General features: G+C 68.6%; 12 protein-coding genes and 1 tRNA gene. 5 read left to right on the top strand and 8 right to left on the bottom strand.

What is annotated here, in order from left to right; all coding sequences use genetic code 11:
• Positions 1 to 64: 64 nt before the first annotated feature.
• Positions 65 to 1,726, top strand: a complete 1,662-nt coding sequence (locus AMK34_RS01240) for an amidohydrolase (protein ID WP_073842375.1) — start codon at positions 65 to 67, stop codon at positions 1,724 to 1,726.
• A complete protein-coding gene (locus tag AMK34_RS01235) occupies positions 1,723 to 3,003 on the top strand; it encodes an MFS transporter (RefSeq protein WP_073842374.1) in 1,281 nt (426 codons plus the stop codon). Before AMK34_RS01240 ends, AMK34_RS01235 begins: the two co-directional genes overlap by 4 nt.
• On the opposite strand, the gene AMK34_RS01230 is transcribed toward AMK34_RS01235, so the two are convergent.
• The 5 genes from AMK34_RS01230 to AMK34_RS01210 form a co-directional block, all read right to left on the bottom strand.
• Positions 3,000 to 4,574 (bottom strand): succinic semialdehyde dehydrogenase, encoded by a 1,575-nt coding sequence (locus AMK34_RS01230; RefSeq protein WP_073842373.1) that lies wholly within the window; start codon positions 4,572 to 4,574, stop codon positions 3,000 to 3,002. The genes AMK34_RS01235 and AMK34_RS01230 overlap by 4 nt on opposite strands.
• A gap of 14 nt (positions 4,575 to 4,588) precedes the next feature.
• Positions 4,589 to 6,217: a GMC family oxidoreductase gene (locus AMK34_RS01225; RefSeq protein WP_073842372.1), complete on the bottom strand. Its 1,629-nt coding sequence runs from the start codon at positions 6,215 to 6,217 to the stop codon at positions 4,589 to 4,591.
• Positions 6,218 to 6,333: 116 nt separating this feature from the next.
• Complete coding sequence (locus AMK34_RS01220) at positions 6,334 to 7,173, bottom strand: LLM class F420-dependent oxidoreductase (RefSeq protein WP_073842371.1); 840 nt, start codon at positions 7,171 to 7,173, stop codon at positions 6,334 to 6,336.
• A 44-nt stretch (positions 7,174 to 7,217) separates the two neighbouring features.
• Positions 7,218 to 8,384, bottom strand: a complete 1,167-nt coding sequence (locus tag AMK34_RS01215) for a CaiB/BaiF CoA transferase family protein (RefSeq protein WP_073842370.1) — start codon at positions 8,382 to 8,384, stop codon at positions 7,218 to 7,220.
• A complete protein-coding gene (locus AMK34_RS01210) occupies positions 8,381 to 9,538 on the bottom strand; it encodes an acyl-CoA dehydrogenase family protein (RefSeq protein WP_073842369.1) in 1,158 nt (385 codons plus the stop codon). The genes AMK34_RS01215 and AMK34_RS01210 overlap by 4 nt, the downstream gene beginning before the upstream one ends.
• A 100-nt stretch (positions 9,539 to 9,638) precedes the next feature.
• Between AMK34_RS01210 and AMK34_RS01205 the strand changes: the two genes are divergently transcribed.
• Entirely contained in the window at positions 9,639 to 9,983 is a 345-nt protein-coding gene (locus AMK34_RS01205; protein ID WP_073842368.1) for a hypothetical protein, read from the top strand.
• A 61-nt stretch (positions 9,984 to 10,044) separates the two neighbouring features.
• Complete coding sequence (locus tag AMK34_RS01200) at positions 10,045 to 11,418, top strand: DUF6351 family protein (RefSeq protein WP_073844487.1); 1,374 nt, start codon at positions 10,045 to 10,047, stop codon at positions 11,416 to 11,418.
• Here AMK34_RS01200 and AMK34_RS01195 read toward each other — a convergent pair.
• Positions 11,415 to 12,074, bottom strand: coding sequence for a S1 family peptidase (locus tag AMK34_RS01195; protein ID WP_038514920.1), 660 nt, complete (start codon positions 12,072 to 12,074; stop codon positions 11,415 to 11,417). The two genes, AMK34_RS01200 and AMK34_RS01195, sit on opposite strands and share 4 nt — an antisense overlap.
• A 76-nt stretch (positions 12,075 to 12,150) precedes the next feature.
• Positions 12,151 to 13,173, bottom strand: a complete 1,023-nt coding sequence (locus AMK34_RS01190; protein ID WP_073842367.1) for an LLM class flavin-dependent oxidoreductase — start codon at positions 13,171 to 13,173, stop codon at positions 12,151 to 12,153.
• A 220-nt stretch (positions 13,174 to 13,393) separates the two neighbouring features.
• Between AMK34_RS01190 and AMK34_RS01185 the strand changes: the two genes are divergently transcribed.
• A tRNA-Leu gene (locus tag AMK34_RS01185) sits at positions 13,394 to 13,477 on the top strand.
• On the opposite strand, the gene AMK34_RS01180 is transcribed toward AMK34_RS01185, so the two are convergent.
• Complete coding sequence (locus AMK34_RS01180; protein ID WP_073842366.1) at positions 13,459 to 15,207, bottom strand: recombinase family protein; 1,749 nt, start codon at positions 15,205 to 15,207, stop codon at positions 13,459 to 13,461. The genes AMK34_RS01185 and AMK34_RS01180 overlap by 19 nt on opposite strands.
• Between the last annotated feature and the right edge of the window lie 15 nt (positions 15,208 to 15,222).

Below are 15,222 nucleotides of genomic sequence, written 5' to 3'. Positions count from 1 at the left end.
GCTGACGGTTTTCGTCGCTTACCTTCGCCCCACTTCACCGTCGAAAACCCCAGGAGTCCGCCCGATGCGCCTGTTGCCCCTCGATCGTTCAGTCCTCGACGCGCGAGCGACGATCCTGCGTCCCGATGAGCTGGTGACCGTCGACGACGCCACCGAAGGCGCCGAAGCGGTACTCGTGTTCGGCGAGGAGATCGCCGCGGTCGGTTCGGTGGAGGAATGCCGTGCCCGCGCGGCGGGCCTCGGCCGTCCCGATCCGGAGGTGCGGCGGCTGCCGGGCACGCTCCTGCCGGGATTCGTCGATCCGCACGCGCATCCCTTGATGTACGGGCAGATGATGACCTGGGTCGACTGCGGTCCCGAGCGCGCGTCGACCATCCCCGCCATCGTCGCCCTGCTGCGCGAGGCGGCCGAGAACACCCCGGCGGGCAGGCCCGTCCGCGGTTATGGCTACGAACACCGCAACCTCGCCGAGAAACGCCACCCCCGCAAGGAAGAACTCGACGCGGTCGCCGGCGATCGCGAGGTCTACCTCATGAACGCCAGCGGGCACGGCGGCGTGGTGAACAGCTTCACGTTGCGGCGCAACGGCGTCACCCGGGACACCCCGGATCCCGACGGCGGGGTGTTCTTCCGTGACGAGCACGGCGAACTCACCGGGGAGCTCTCGGACGCCGCGTGCAACATCCTCACCGGGGTCGCCGGGGTGAAGGTCGGACGGCACGGGCCGAACTTCCACCTCGAGGACGAGCCGGAGGAGCACGCGCGGCAGCTGGCCGCGGCGCAGGAGAAGTTCCTCGCCGCCGGGGTGACCGCGATCGGCGACGCCCAGGTCACGCGCCGCGAGTTCGACATGTACCTGCGGCTGGACGAGGCCGGGCGGCTCAAGACACGCGTCCACATGTACTTGCTTTCCCATCTGCTCGACCAGGCCCTGGAAATGGGACTGCACGGCGCTTTCGGCACCACCCGCCTCGCTTTCGCGGGGATCAAGTTCTACGCCGACGGCACGCTCGGCGGCTGGACCGCGTACTTCCCGGACGGCTACGTCGGTGATCCCTGCCGTACCGGGCAGCTCTATCACGACCCGAAGGACTACGCCGCGCTCATCGGCAAGGCCCACGAAGCCGGGCTCCAGACCGCGACCCACGCCCAGTCCCCCGACGCGATCGCCATGGTGCTCGACGCCATCGACGACGCGCAGCAACGTAATCCCCGGCCTGACGCGCGGCACCGCATCGAGCACTGCGGGCTGCCCTCCCCGGAGCAGATCGAGCGGATGGCCGCGCTCGGCGTCCATCCGGTCAACCAGCCGCAGCACTACTACAACTGGGGCGAAGGCGTCACCGACGCCGTCGGGACCCCCGGCGAGCGGTTCAACCCGCTCGGCGAGTTCCAGGCCGCGGGTGTACCGGTCACGCTGAGCTCGGACGCCCCGGTCGCGGAACCGAATCCGCTCGAAGCCATCCAGACCGCGGTGACCAGGACGACCCGCCGCGGTCACCGGCTCGGCGGGGACGACCTGCTGATCGACGTCCGGTCGGCCGTCGCCGCGCATACGATCGCCGGCGCCCGGGTGCTCGGCCGGGAACGCGACCTCGGCTCGATCACCCCCGGCAAACGCGCGGATTTCGTGCTGCTGGACGAGAATCCCCTGACCTGCGACCCGAGCCGGATCGCGGGCATCGGCGTGCTGGAAACCTGGATCGACGGCGAGGTGGCCCGATGACCGTCCGAACCGACACACATTCGCTCCGCCGTGCCCGCCGGGCCGGGCTCGCGGCCTTCGTCGGCACCACGATCGAGTGGTACGACTTCTACATCTACGCCACGGCCGCGAGCCTCGTCTTCGGCACCGTGTTCTTCCCCGCCACCGGCGACCGGCTGACCGGTGTCGCGGCGGCCTTCGCGACGTACGCCGTCGGGTTCTTCGCGCGGCCGCTCGGCGGCATCGTGTTCGGGCACGTCGGCGACCGGGTCGGCCGCAAGACCGCGCTCGTGATCACGCTGACCATGATGGGCGCGGCGACGTTCCTGGTCGGCTGTCTCCCCGGCTACGGCCAGATCGGCACGTGGGCGCCGATCCTGCTCGTGGTCCTCAGGTTCGTCCAGGGCCTCGCCGTAGGCGGCGAGTGGGGCGGCGCCGTGCTCATGGCCGTCGAACACGCGCCACCGGACAAGAAGACCTTCTACGGCGCGTTCGCGCAGGCGGGCAACCCCGCGGGCGCGCTGCTGGCCACCGGCCTGTTCAGTCTCCTGAGCACCGGCGGCACGGAATGGCTCGCCACCTGGGGCTGGCGGATCCCCTTCTTCGCGTCCGTGCTGCTCATCGGCGTCGGCCTCATCGTGCGGCTGAAGGTCGAGGAGTCACCGGTCTTCGAGGAAACCGTCGAAGAAACCGGCGTGCCCATCCTGTACGCGGTGCGGACGAACTGGAAGCCGATCCTGCTGGGCATCTGCGTGCTGCCCGTCGCGGTCGGTGGCTACTACCTCGTCACCACGTTCGCGACGGCGTACGCGACCGACCCGGCCGTCGGCGTCTCCGAATCGCTGGTGCTCAACGCGCTCACCATCGCCGCCTTCGTCGAACTGGTCGTCAGTTTCGGCGCGGCCTGGCTCGGCGATCGCTTCGGCCGGGTGCGGGTGGTCGTCATCGGCCTGATCGGGGTCGCCGTGCTCGCGGCGCCGCAGTTCCTGGTGCTGTCGACCAAGAACGCGGTGCTGATCATCGCGGCGTTCGTCGCGATGCGCCTGGCGATGACGGCGACCTACAGCCCGATCGCCGCCATCCTCTCGCAGATGTTCCGCCCGCGGGCGCGCTACACCAGCATCTCGCTGTCCTATCAGCTCGCGGGCGCGCTGTTCGGCGGCCTCTCGCCGTTGGTGTCGACGCTGCTGTTCCAGGCGACCGGCAGTGTCTGGCCGGCAATCGGCCTGCTGATCGGGATGTGCGTGCTGAGCATCGCCTGTGTGCTGGCCGCGCCGCAGCACACCGACGAGGTTTAGCGGATACGCAAGCGCCGCATGAGTTTCAGGCCGGAGAGCATCCCTTCGACGTACTTCTCGTAGGTCTGGCCGCCGCGGGGACCCATGACCTGCTTCTTGAGCACCGCGACGTTCTTCACGTCCGTGTACTTGAGCAGGCCCTGGTCCCCGTGGCGGGCGCCGACGCCGGAGTTCTTGACCCCGCCCGACGGCGTTCCCTTCGAGGCGTACGCGGTGGCCAGGATGTCGTTGATGTTGACGTTGCCGGACTCGATCCGCGCGGCCACGGCACGCGCGGCGCCGACGTCAGCGCCCCAGACGGAGGCGTTGAGGCCGTACTCGGTGTCGTTGGCGAGCGCGACGGCTTCGTCGACCGTGCGGTACTTGTGCAGTGCCACAACGGGTCCGAAGGTTTCGGTGACGCCGCACAGCATGTCCTTTGTGACACCTTCGAGGATCGTCGGCTCGAAGAACGCCGGGCCGAGGTCGGGCCGCGGTTTCCCTCCACAAAGGACGGTCGCGCCTTTGGCGACGGCGTCGTCGACGTGGGATTTGACCCGGCTCATGTGGTCGACGGAGACGAGCGAACCCATGTCCGGCCCGAAGTCGTACGCGGCGCGGACGTCGAGGGCCTTGGTCTTGGCCACGTACGCGTTCTTGAACTCCTCGTAGCGGGACTCCGGCAGGTAGATCCGCTCGATGTGCATGCAGATCTGCCCGGTGTTGCCGAAAGCGCCGAAGATCGCGCCCTGCACGGTCTCGTCCGGATCGGCGTCTTCGAGCACGATCATCGGGTTCTTGCCGCCGAGTTCGAGGCAGCAGCCGATGAGGTTGCGGCCCGCCTGTTCGCCGATCACCCGGCCGGTGGCGGTGGAACCGGTGAACATCACGTAGTTCGCCTGGCCTATGAGCGTCGGGCCGACGTCGGGGCCCTCGCCGCACACCACCTGGAACAGCCCCTTGGGCAGCCCGGCCTGCTCCAGCAGCTCGACGCCGTAGAGCGGGGACAGCGCGGTCTTGTTGTCGGGTTTCAGCACCACCGCGTTCCCGGCCATCAGCGCCGGGACGGCGTCGGAAATGCCGGTGGCGAACGGGAAGTTCCACGGCGCGATGATCCCGACCACGCCCTTGGGCTGCCGGATCTCGGTGGACGTCGTCAGGAACGGGACCGGTCCCCCGCGTTTCGCCGGCGCCAGCAGTTTGGCGGCCCGCGTGAGGTAATGGCTCATCACCATCGCCGGATCGCAGGTCTCCTCGATCGCCATCCGGCGGTTCTTGCCGCTCTCGACCTGGATGAGGTCGGTGACGGCCGGCGCGTTGTCGACGAAGAGCGTGTGCGCGCGTTTGAACACCTCCAGGCGCTGCTTGAGAGGGGTGGCGGCCCACTTCTCCTGCGCGGCGCGTGCCGTGGTGAACGCCTGCTCGATGTCGGCGGGGGTCGACTGGGGCAGCTCGACGAGCACCTCGCCGGTGTAGACCTCGGTGAGTTTCCAGGTCGCGCCGGACGAGCCCGGCACGCGGGCGGCGAGCCGTCGGAGGAACGCGTCGGTCACCGACGCCGGACGGGTGAGCGCGAGCGGTGTGACGGTCATGGCCCTCTTCTCCGTCAGTTGTCCGAAAGGACGAGCTGCGCGCCCATTTCGCCGATCATGATGGCGGGCGCGTTGGTGTTGCCACCGGTGATCGACGGCATGATCGAGGCGTCGCAGACCCGCAGGCCCTCGACCCCGCGAACCCTGAGGTCTGGACTCACGACCGCGAGCTCGTCCACGCCCATCCGGCAGGTGCCGACACCGTGGTAGACCGAGGTCGCGCGGTTCAGGATCGCGTCGCGCAGTTCCTGACCCTGCAGCGCTTTGCCCGGGTGCAGCTCCTCCTTGATCGAGCCGTTGAACGCCTTCGATGCGAAGATCTCGCGGACCATCTCCGAGCCCTCACCGAGCACCTCGAGATCGCCCGGATCGGACAGGTACTGCGGGTCGATGAGCGGCGCCGCCGTGGGATCGGCCGAAGCGAGACGCAGTGTGCCGCGGCTCCTCGGGTAGATCAGCGTCGTGAGCACGGTGAGCGCGGGCCGTTTGTCGACGTCGTGGCGGATGGGCGCGTCCTGGTTCGGCGTCACGTACGCCCACGGCAGGAGATGCAGCTGGAGGTCGGGCACCTCGGCGGCCTGGGAGGTCTTGAGGAAGGCGACCGCCTCGAAGACCGAGTTCGCCAGGAACGTCGTCCCGGGCCGCATCAGTTCGCTGACGAGGCCACGCGCGAAGTACGGCGGCGTGCCCCTGTTCTTGCTCGACGACGCGCGGAAGGTCAGCGCGTGGAACATGTGGTCGTGCAGGTTGTCCCCGACCGGCAGATCCGCGACGACGTCGATGCCGTGTTCCTTCAGGTGCTCGGCGTGGCCGACCCCGGACAGCATCAGCAGCTGCGCGGATCCGACGAAGCCCGCCGAGAGGATGACCTCCTTGCCCGCGCGCAGGATGCGCTGCCCGCCGTTCGCGTCGACGACCTCGACACCGACGGCACGGCCGTTCTCGATGACCACCTTCTTCGCCAGCACGCCGGACTGGACCTGCAGCGTGGCGGGCGCGAGATGGTGGATGTAGCCGCGTGAGGCGCTGTAGCGCAGGCCGTCGGCGGCGTTCTGCTGCATCCGGCTGACGCCCTCTTGGGACTCGGCGTTGTAGTCGTCGAGGATGTCGCAACCGATCGCGTCGGCGGTCGCCTGGAGGAACTGGAGCGTGCCCTCCTGCGGGGTCTTGTTGCGGGTGACCCGGATCGGCCCGCCCGCTCCGCGGAAGTCGCTCTCGCCGTCCTCGAAGTCCTCCATCCGCTTGTACGCGGCGTTGACGCTGTCGGCGTCCCAGCCCTTGTTGCCCTCGGCGGCCCAGGAGTCGAAGTTGGCGCGGTTGCCGCGCACGTAGACCATCCCGTTGATGGAGCTGGAGCCGCCGACCACCTTGCCGCGCGGCACCGGCATCCGGCGATCGAGAACGTGTTTCTGCGGCACCGAGTAGTAGCCCCAGTCGAACGGCTTCTTGAGCTGGGGCACCGCGTGCATCGGGCCGACCAGCCCCGGCTTCTTGACGAGCATCTTCTCGTCCGTCTTACCCGCTTCGAGCAGGATCACGCTGGCCCCGGCCTCCGCCAGCCTGCCCGCGATCGCGGCGCCCGAGCTGCCCGATCCGACGACCACGTAGTCGGCCTCGTCGCCGCGCGCAGCCCTGTTCGCCATGTCCGCTCCTCGGTCGCCCACCGTGCAGAACTGTAACCTGTTCTAGTTCTGTCACCGTATAGCGAGACCGGCCGGTTCCGCAACGGGCCGTCGCTCCCCGGCCGGCCTTCGAGACCTCAGCGCAGCGGTTCGAGCGCCTTCGCGAGCGGCTCCAGCACGGCGGGGGTGTGCGGCGGCGGCAAGTAGATGATCGCCAGGTCGAGCCCCACTTCACCGAGTGCTTCGGCCTCCGCGGCCACCTTCGCGTAGTCACCGTCCGCGCCGAGGCGGACGTGCGAGGACAGGGTGATCTCCTTCGGATCCCGGCCGATGTCCGCGCAGTGCCGGTGCAGCACCTCTCGCTTGTGCGCGAACTCCTCCGGCGTGCCGCCGACGAAGTTCCAGTGCTGGGCGTACTTCGCGGTCGTACGCAGGGTCCGCTTCTCGCCGCTGCCACCGATGCAGATCGGCGGATGCGGCTTCTGCACGCCCTTGGGTTCACAGCGGGCGTCGGTCAGCTGGTAGTGCTCGCCCTGGAAACTGGTGGTCTCCTGGGTCAGCAGGCCGACGAGGATCTCGCAAGCCTCCTCGAAGCGGTCACTGCGCTCCTTGATGGTGCCCAGCTCCATGCCGTACGCGCCGGATTCCTCTTCGTTCCAGCCCGCGCCGACACCGATCTCCAGCCGTCCACCGGAAACGATGTCCAGTGTCGCGGCCATGTTCGCGAGCAGCGCGGGGTGGCGGTAGTGGATCCCGCTGACCAGCGTGCCCACCCGGAGCCGTTTCGTGGCCTGCGCGAGCGCGGTGAGCGTCACCCACCCTTCCAGGCAAGGGCCGGTCGAATCCGAGAAAATGGGATAGAAGTGATCGAAGGTCCAGCCCGATTCGAAGAGTTCGATCTCGTCGGCGGCCTGCCAGACGGCGAGCATGTCGGACCAAACGGTGTCCTGCGGCGAAGTCTTGATGGCGAATCGCATGTTCTTGATCGTAATCCTGGAGTTCCTCCAGACGCTCCCGAAATTCAGCGGGCGATCCCGCGGCGAAGATAATCGTCGGCGTCCACTCCGGACTCGACGAGCAACGCGTGCGTGTGCTCTCCCAAAGCCGGGACGTCGCCCATGCACGCCTCGAAATCGTCGAACGTCACCGGCGGCAGCAGCGCGTCGATCCGGGCGAATTCGGTGCCGACCTTGCGCCAGCGATCGCGCGCCCGGAGCTGAGGATGGTCGGCGACCTGGCCGACGTCCTTGAGCTGTGCGGCGGGAACCCCGGCCGCGGCGAGCCGGTCGTCGAGTTCGCTGTTGGACCACCGCGATGTCCTCGCGGCGACAGCGGCGTCGCATTCCGCGCGGTGGGCGACCCGCTGGACGTTGGTGGTGAAACGCGGGTCGTCGGCGAGTTCGGGCGCGTCGAGGACGTCGGTGACGAGCGTGCGCCAGCCGGTGTCGTTCTGGACGCCGATGAGCATCTGGCCGTCGCGCGTGGGGAAGGCGTCGTACGGCGCGATCGAACTGTGGCTCAGCCCCATCCGCTCGGGCTCGGTGCCGGCGTACATCCGGGTGTTGAGCGCGTATCCCATCCATTCGACGGTGGCTTCCAGCATCGAGACCTCGATCGTCGCGCCCTCGCCGGTGCGCCAGCGGCGCAGCAACGCCGCCAGCACCGCCTGCGCGCAGTACATGCCCGAGGCGATGTCGGCGGTCGGGATGCCGGTCTTCGCCGGCGCGTCCGGGGTGCCGGTGATCGCGATGAGCCCGGCCTCGGCCTGGACCAGCATGTCGTAGGCCTTGCGCCGCTCCATCGGCCCGCCCGCGCCGAACCCGGACAGGTTCACCACGACCAGCTCGGGGTGATCCGCCCGCAGATCACCGAAACCGAGCCGCTCCGCCGCGCCGGGCGCGAGGTTCTGCACGAACACGTCGGCCTTCGCGACCAGCCGCCGGACGACGTCACGGCCCTCGCCGGTCTTGAGGTCGACGGCGAGCGATTCCTTGCCCCGGTTGAGCCAGACGAAATGCGCGCCGCTGCCGTGCACGGCGTGGTCGTACGCGCGGGCGAAATCCCCGCCGTCGACGCGTTCGACCTTGATCACCCGCGCGCCGAGGTCGGCGAGGTTGCGGGTGGCCAGCGGCGCGGCCACGGCCTGTTCGACGGCGACGACGGTGACCCCGTCGAGTGGCCGCGTCATGCTTTCTTCTTCTCGGCCCGTACCAGCCCACCGCCGATGATCAACCGCTGGATCTCGCTCGTGCCCTCGTACAGCCGCATCAACCGGACATCCCGGTAGATCCGCTCGACCGCGACCTCGCGCATGTAGCCGCTCCCGCCGTGGACCTGCACCGCGAGATCCGCCGCCTTGCCCGCCATCTCGGTGCAGAACAGTTTCGCCGCCGACGGCGCGATCCGCCGGTCCTCCCCCGTCACATACGCCCGCGCGGCCTCACGGGCGAGCGCGCGGCCGGCGAGCACACCGGTCTGCTGATCGGCCAGCATCGCTTGCACCAGCTGGAAATCCCCGATCGGCGTACCGCCCTGGGTGGCCGACGCGGCATACGCGACCGACTCGTCCAACGCCCGCTGCGCCGTCCCGACGGCGAGGCCCGCCATGTGGATCCGGCCGCGCGCCAACGACGTCATCGCCGCCTTGTAGCCGACTTCGCCGTCTCCGCCGACCAGCGCCTCGGGCCCGACGCGGACCTGCGAGAACGTCACGTCCGCGGTCCGCGAACCCTCTTGCCCCATCTTGGCGTCCTTCGCCCCGACCGTGATGCCCGGCGCGTCGGCGGGCACGAGGAACACCGCGATCCCGGTGTCCGTCCGCGCGAACACCACGAACAGGCCGGCCTCGGTGGCGTTGGTGATGAACTGCTTCCCGCCGTCGATCACCCAGCCGTCACCGTCCGGCTTCGCACTGGTCCGCAACCCGGCCGGATTCGACCCAGCGCCCGGCTCGGTCAACGCGAACGACGCGACGACCTCACCTGACGCGATCCCCGGCAGCCACCGGGCCTGTTGTTCCCGGGTGCCGAAACCGACCAGCACCTGCCCGGCGATCCCGTTGTTCGTGCCGAACATCGACCGCAGCGCCAGCGACGTGTACCCCAGCGCCATCGCGACCTCGACGTCCTGCACCAGGTCGAGGCCGAGCCCGCCCCACTTCTGGGGGATCGCGTACCCGAACAGTCCCATCTCCGCGGCCTGCGCCCGCAGATCCGCCGGAATGGCGTCCGTGTTCATGATCTCCAGCTCGCGGGGCATCACCCGGGTGCGCACGAAATCGCTGATCTGGCTGAGAACGTCCGCGAACACGTCGTCGGGGACGTCGGGGTTGCCGGTGTACATGCCCTCACTATCGATCACCGTCCGGGCGAGGTCCACACCCTCGGGTGGACCTCGCCGCGGGACCTACCGGAGATGTTGATCACCGTCCTAACGTCGAACCATGCGTACACGAACCGCTTTCCTTTCCCTTGTCAGCGCCGTCGCCCTGTGCTTCACGATTCCGGCGGTGGCCTCCGCGGCCGACGGCGAATTCACCTACCGCTACTACGACGAAGACGAAGAAATCCAGGTCGGCACCCTGGTGGATCCGGACGACGGCGAATGCATCGAAATACCCGAAATAGCCGACTGGGACGTCGACGCGTTCCGTCCGCGGAACGACACCGACTCGACCGCCGTGGTGTTCCTGGACGACGGCTGCTCGAGCGACTCCTACTTCTCGCTTCGCCCGAACGGCGGCCGGGGCTCGGACAGACTTCTCTTCCGCTCGGTCATCTTCAGTTAGGCCGAGCGGCCGTCGACACCGCGGTCCGCGCGGCGAAAGATGAGCCGCGGGGGTGGTCGTCGTGGCACGACGTGGACTTGTCTTCCTGGCCCTGCTCACGATCTTTCTGGGGCTGACGGTTCCCCGTGCCTCGGCCGACGGCCCGGTCGCCAGGTACGAGGGCGACCTCGAAGGCGCACGCTATCTGGTGCTGGTGCCGGAAAACTGGAACGGCACGCTCGTGCTGTGGAGCCACGGGATGTACTCCGTGGCGTATCCGGAACCCGATCGGATCGCGCTGACGTCACAGCCCGCGACCGAGTCTTTCCTGCTGGCGCGGGGATACGCCTTGGCCGCGTCCCAGTATCGGACCGTGCGCGGCTGGTCGATCGAGGAGGCGCTGACCGACCAGACCCGGTTGCAAGACTGGTTCACCCACACGATCGGCCCGCCGCGACGCACCATCGCGGCGGGCGAATCGGTGGGCGCGATCACCGCGACCCTGCTCGCCGAGCGGAACCCGCGCCGGTTCGACGGCCTGATGACCTTCTGCGGCACCCTCGCCGGCGGGGCCGCGCACTGGAATTCGTCGCTCGATGTCGGGTACGCGCTGAACACGCTGCTCGACGCGCGGCTGCAGCTGGTGCGGATCACCGATCCCGCTGCCAACGTGGGCAGATTCGTCGACGTGGTGCAGGCCGCCACCGCGAATCCGGGAGGCAGGGCGCGGCTCGCGCTGGCGAACGCGCTGGCCGAGATCCCCGGCTGGCTGGACGCCACGCAGCCACGTCCGCCGGACGTCGCGGATCAGGTTTTCTGGCAGGGCGTCTGGGATCGCTTCTACCGCGCGGGAGCGTTCGGGATCGACCGGGTCGCACTGGAACAACGGGCCGGCGGCAACCCGAGCTGGAACGTGGGTGTCGACTACCGGCGGATCCTGGCGAAGTCCGGCGAACGGACTCTGGTGGAACGCGCCTACGCGGAGGCGGGGCTCGACCTCGGCGCCGATCTCGACCGCCTGGCGAAGGCGCCCCGGATCACTCCGGATCCGGCCGCGTCCGCCTATCTGGCCCGCTTCGGGCTGCCGCTGGGCCGCACGCCGGTACCGGTGCTGACCATGCACACCGTCGCGGACGGCACCGCACCCGCGGCGCACGAACGCGCCTACGCCGACCGAGTGGGGCAGGGCGACGAACTCCGTCAGCTGTTCGTGAACCGCGCAGGTCACTGTGTGTTCACCGCGTCCGAGGAGATCACCGCCCTGCGCACGCTGGAACGGCGGCTGGACAGTGGAGATTGGCCGTCGACCCGCCCGGCCACGCTCAACGCCGAAGCAGGAACGCTCGCCCCGGAACACCAGACGATCTTCGACATCGTGCGGGAAGCCCGGGTGACGACCACGCCGGCGTTCGCGCGGCATTCGCCTCCCCCGTATCCGAGGACGCTGCCGTTCTAAGGTCCGGCGAGGATCGTCAGCCCGTAGGCCGACAGGATCCGGTTGATCGGGACGAAGTAGGTGGAGCCGCCGCTCGAGCAGTTGCCGCTGCCACCGATCAGCACGCCCTGCGCCTGTGTCCCGCTGACGAACGGCCCGCCGTTGTCCCCCGGCTCGGCGCAGACGGAAGTCCGGGTCAAACCGGTCAGCGTTCCCTCCGGGAAGCTGATCGACACGTTCTTCGCCTGGATGGTGCCGCAGTGCCAGCCCGTGGTCGCGCCGTACCTGCACACCGACGCGCCGACCGGAGCCTCGACCGACCCGGTGATCGTCACGCGGGGCTGGGTGGGCGGAATCGAGCCCACCAGCCGCCAGTCGGTCGTGTTGGTCACCCGGATGACGATCGCGCCCGTCGGCGGGGTCTGGGCGCCCACGACCACCCCGACCACCCGGCCGGCGCTGCGGATCGTGTCACCGGGCTTGCCGCAAGCCGAGCTCGCGATCAAGTAGCCGGTCTTTCCCGAGACGGCGGCGAACCCAGCTGTGCACCGCGTCGCGGCGCTGCTCTGCAACACGCTCCCGCCGCCGAGCGGAGCGGGAGCGCTCGCTTGCGCGGTCGACGGCAGGGCCAGGCCGAGGGCCAGGACCAGGCAGGACAGGGATCGGGGCAGTCGCACGGGACCCTCCGATGGCCGGGGATGTCCCGATCGTAACGAGCGGAACGCCCCGGCCCATCCGCCGAACCGCGCATTCTCAGCGCCAGCCGAGCTCCGGCGCCACCTGGGTGAGGATGCTCTCCAGCACGTGCGCGTTGTACTCGACGCCGAGCTGGTTCGGGATGGTGAGCAGCAGGGTGTCCGCGGCTTCGATCGCCTCGTCCTCCTTGAGCGCCCGCACCAGCTCGTCCGGCTCGGCGGCGTACGACCGGCCGAAGATCGCCCTGGTCGTCTCGTCGATCATGCCGACCTGGTCCCGCGAGTCCCGGTCACGGCCGAAGTACGCCCGGTCCAGGTCGTTCGTCAACGCGAAGATGCTGCGGCTGACCGACACCCGCGGCTCACGCGAGTGACCGGCCTCCTTCCAGGCTTCGCGGTAGGCCTCGATCTGCTTGCGCTGCTGGACGTGCAGCGGCTCCCCCGTCTCGTCGTCCTTGAGGGTGGAACTCTGCAGGTTCATGCCCTGATCCGCCGCCCACACCGCGGTCGCGTTGGAGCTGGATCCCCACCAGATCCGCTCGCGCAACCCCTCCGAGTACGGCTCGAGCCGCAGCAACCCCGGCGGATTGGCGAACATCGGCCGCGGATTCGGCTGCGCGAACCCCTCGCCCTCGAGCAGCTTCAGGAAGACCTCGGTGCGCTGCCGGGCCATGTCGGCCGCGGTCTGCCCCTCCGCCGGCCCGTACCCGAAGTACCGCCAGCCGTCGATCACCTGCTCCGGAGATCCCCGGCTGACCCCGAGCTGGAGCCTGCCGCGGGAGATGAGGTCGGCGGCGCCCGCTTCCTCGGCCATGTACATCGGGTTCTCGTAGCGCATGTCGATCACGCCGGTACCGATCTCGATCCTCGACGTCCGGGCCCCGATCGCCGACAGCAACGGGAACGGACTCCCCGCCTGCCGCGCGAAGTGATGCACCCGGAAGTACGCGCCGTCCACACCGAGCTCCTCGGCCGCGACCGCCAAGTCGATCGACTGATGCAGGAAGTCGGCCGCGGACCGCGTCTCGGAGTGCGCGCTCGGTGACCAGTGGCCGAAGGACAGGAAACCAATCTTCTTCACGCCCGTGTAAGCGCCCAGCGCCCGGCTTTGATTCCCCACTCTCCGTAGCCTCCGGTCACACTACGCACTTTTAGCCTTCGACCTGGGGGAACTTGCCGCCCTGACGCCACGAGAGCTTCCGGAGGGTAACCGATCATCGTCTCAATGTAGGTCTGCGTGACTATACGTACCCCCCTGATTGAGGCCTCTCAGGCGACGTATACTCTTCTCACATCAGCAAGTCCGAGTGGCGGAATGGCAGACGCGCTAGCTTGAGGTGCTAGTGTCCTTAACGGACGTGGGGGTTCAAGTCCCCCCTCGGACACACGCAGTATCTACACCGGGGCTGGTCATCGCATAGATGGCCAGCTCTTTTGGTTCGTAGCGTAACTCCAGGTTCAACCGCTGGTAGAGCCGGGCCAGCCCGGCTGGCTTCGCATCGGCGAGCATCGCTCCGACATCACCGAGCGAATCGATCATCGCGTAGATCTCTCCGTCTGTGACTCTCCGGCTCGCAGGCGCTCCGTCCAGCTCGGCCTTCGCCGCAACTCGCTCCGCATGTGCCTGGTTCATGGCATCGACGACGGCCGTGGGATCCACCCCTGCCCCGATAGCTTCCTGGAACCGGCGAAGTCGCGCCTCCGCGTCCGACAGTCGGCGCCGAGCTGCCTCATGCGCAGTTCCGGTGTTCCCGCCAGCGGAGTCAAGTAGCGCCGCAACGGTCTGGTCGACATTGTCAGGCGCGAAAAGCCGCCCGATCCAGCCGTTGAGCGCTTCGACCACCGTGCTTTCACGCAGATTCACGGTCTTCGGGTGGTCGGCGAGCATCGCCGAGCCCGGAGCCATCGTCCGCGCCGTACAGCGGTAGTACGCACCCTTCCGAATGGTCGCGCCTTGCATCTTCCGATGGCAAACCCCGCAACGGATCAGGCCGCGCAGAAGGTAGGTCCGCGCTGTGCTGCGAGCGCCTCGCTCCGCCTTCCTCGCGGTCGCTAGGCCGCCACTCGCCTTCGAGCGTCGGAGCAACTGAGCTTGCGTGAACGTCTCGACAGACACGATCTTCGGATGAGCCTGACTCCTCGACCGCACCACGCGGTCTGGAGAGGCGCGCCGAAAGCGGACCACGTGGCCGGCTGCTACGTCGTCGGGATCCAGCAACATCTCGTGCTTGGCCCAGCGACCGAAGATCGCGTAGCCGGTGTACCGCGGATTCTCCAGAATCGCTCGAACCGTGCTTGCCTGCCAGCCGTCCGCCAACCGGTGCTGATTCTGATCTGGCCGCTTCGCAGACGGGCACGGGATTCCTTCGAGGTTCAGCATGTTCGCGATCGCGCGATCGCCGCTCCCGTCGAGATACTCGGCAAAGATGCGACGAACCACCTCGGCGCCAGGCTCGTCGAGCGCGAGCAGACGCAGCCGGAACCCCTCCGCCGCCTTCCTCGGGTTCGGATGCGGCCCGCCATCGACGACCACGTACCCGTACGGTGCACGGCCTCCCTGGTGACGCCCCTCGTTAACGACCTGTGCGTCCATCGCCGCCCGGACGCGCGCCTGAACGTGCTGCCGCTCCGACTCACTCATGCCACCGAGCACGCTCATCAGCATCTTGTGCGACGGATTCCGGGGATCGAACTTCCCGCCCAGCTCTGGCACCCACAAGTCCACGCCGTACGCGGCGAACCGCGGAGCGATCAGCGAGAACTGGTTGCCGAACCAACAACGGGTCCCCTCGCCGACGACCAGGGCGTTCCACGTCCGGCGCGGATTCTTCAACTCGGCGAGCAGACGCGATGCTTCCGTCCTCCGCTCCCACGGCACTGACCGCGACTGGCCCACGTCGAAATACTCAGCCACGATCCGGCCGCCCAGCGGCTCGACGAACTTGCGCGCGTTGCCGATCTGCCAGCCTCGCGAGGTCTCCGGGTCCTGGTTGTCTTCAGTCGAGCAGCGACCGTAGACCGCCAGCGCGCCGATCCCATCGTCCACAGGCTCGGCCACCTCAAGACCGAGGATCTCGTCCAATTTCGACCATGGGTCGCTGATTTCAGCGGCCATCGGTCGCCTCCCTCC

Origin of the sequence: Amycolatopsis sp. CB00013 (genome assembly GCF_001905755.1) — a bacterium.
Classification (GTDB): domain Bacteria; phylum Actinomycetota; class Actinomycetes; order Mycobacteriales; family Pseudonocardiaceae; genus Amycolatopsis; species Amycolatopsis japonica.
Note: the sequence above shows the minus strand (reverse complement) of the source record. Positions and strands in the feature narration are given on the sequence as shown.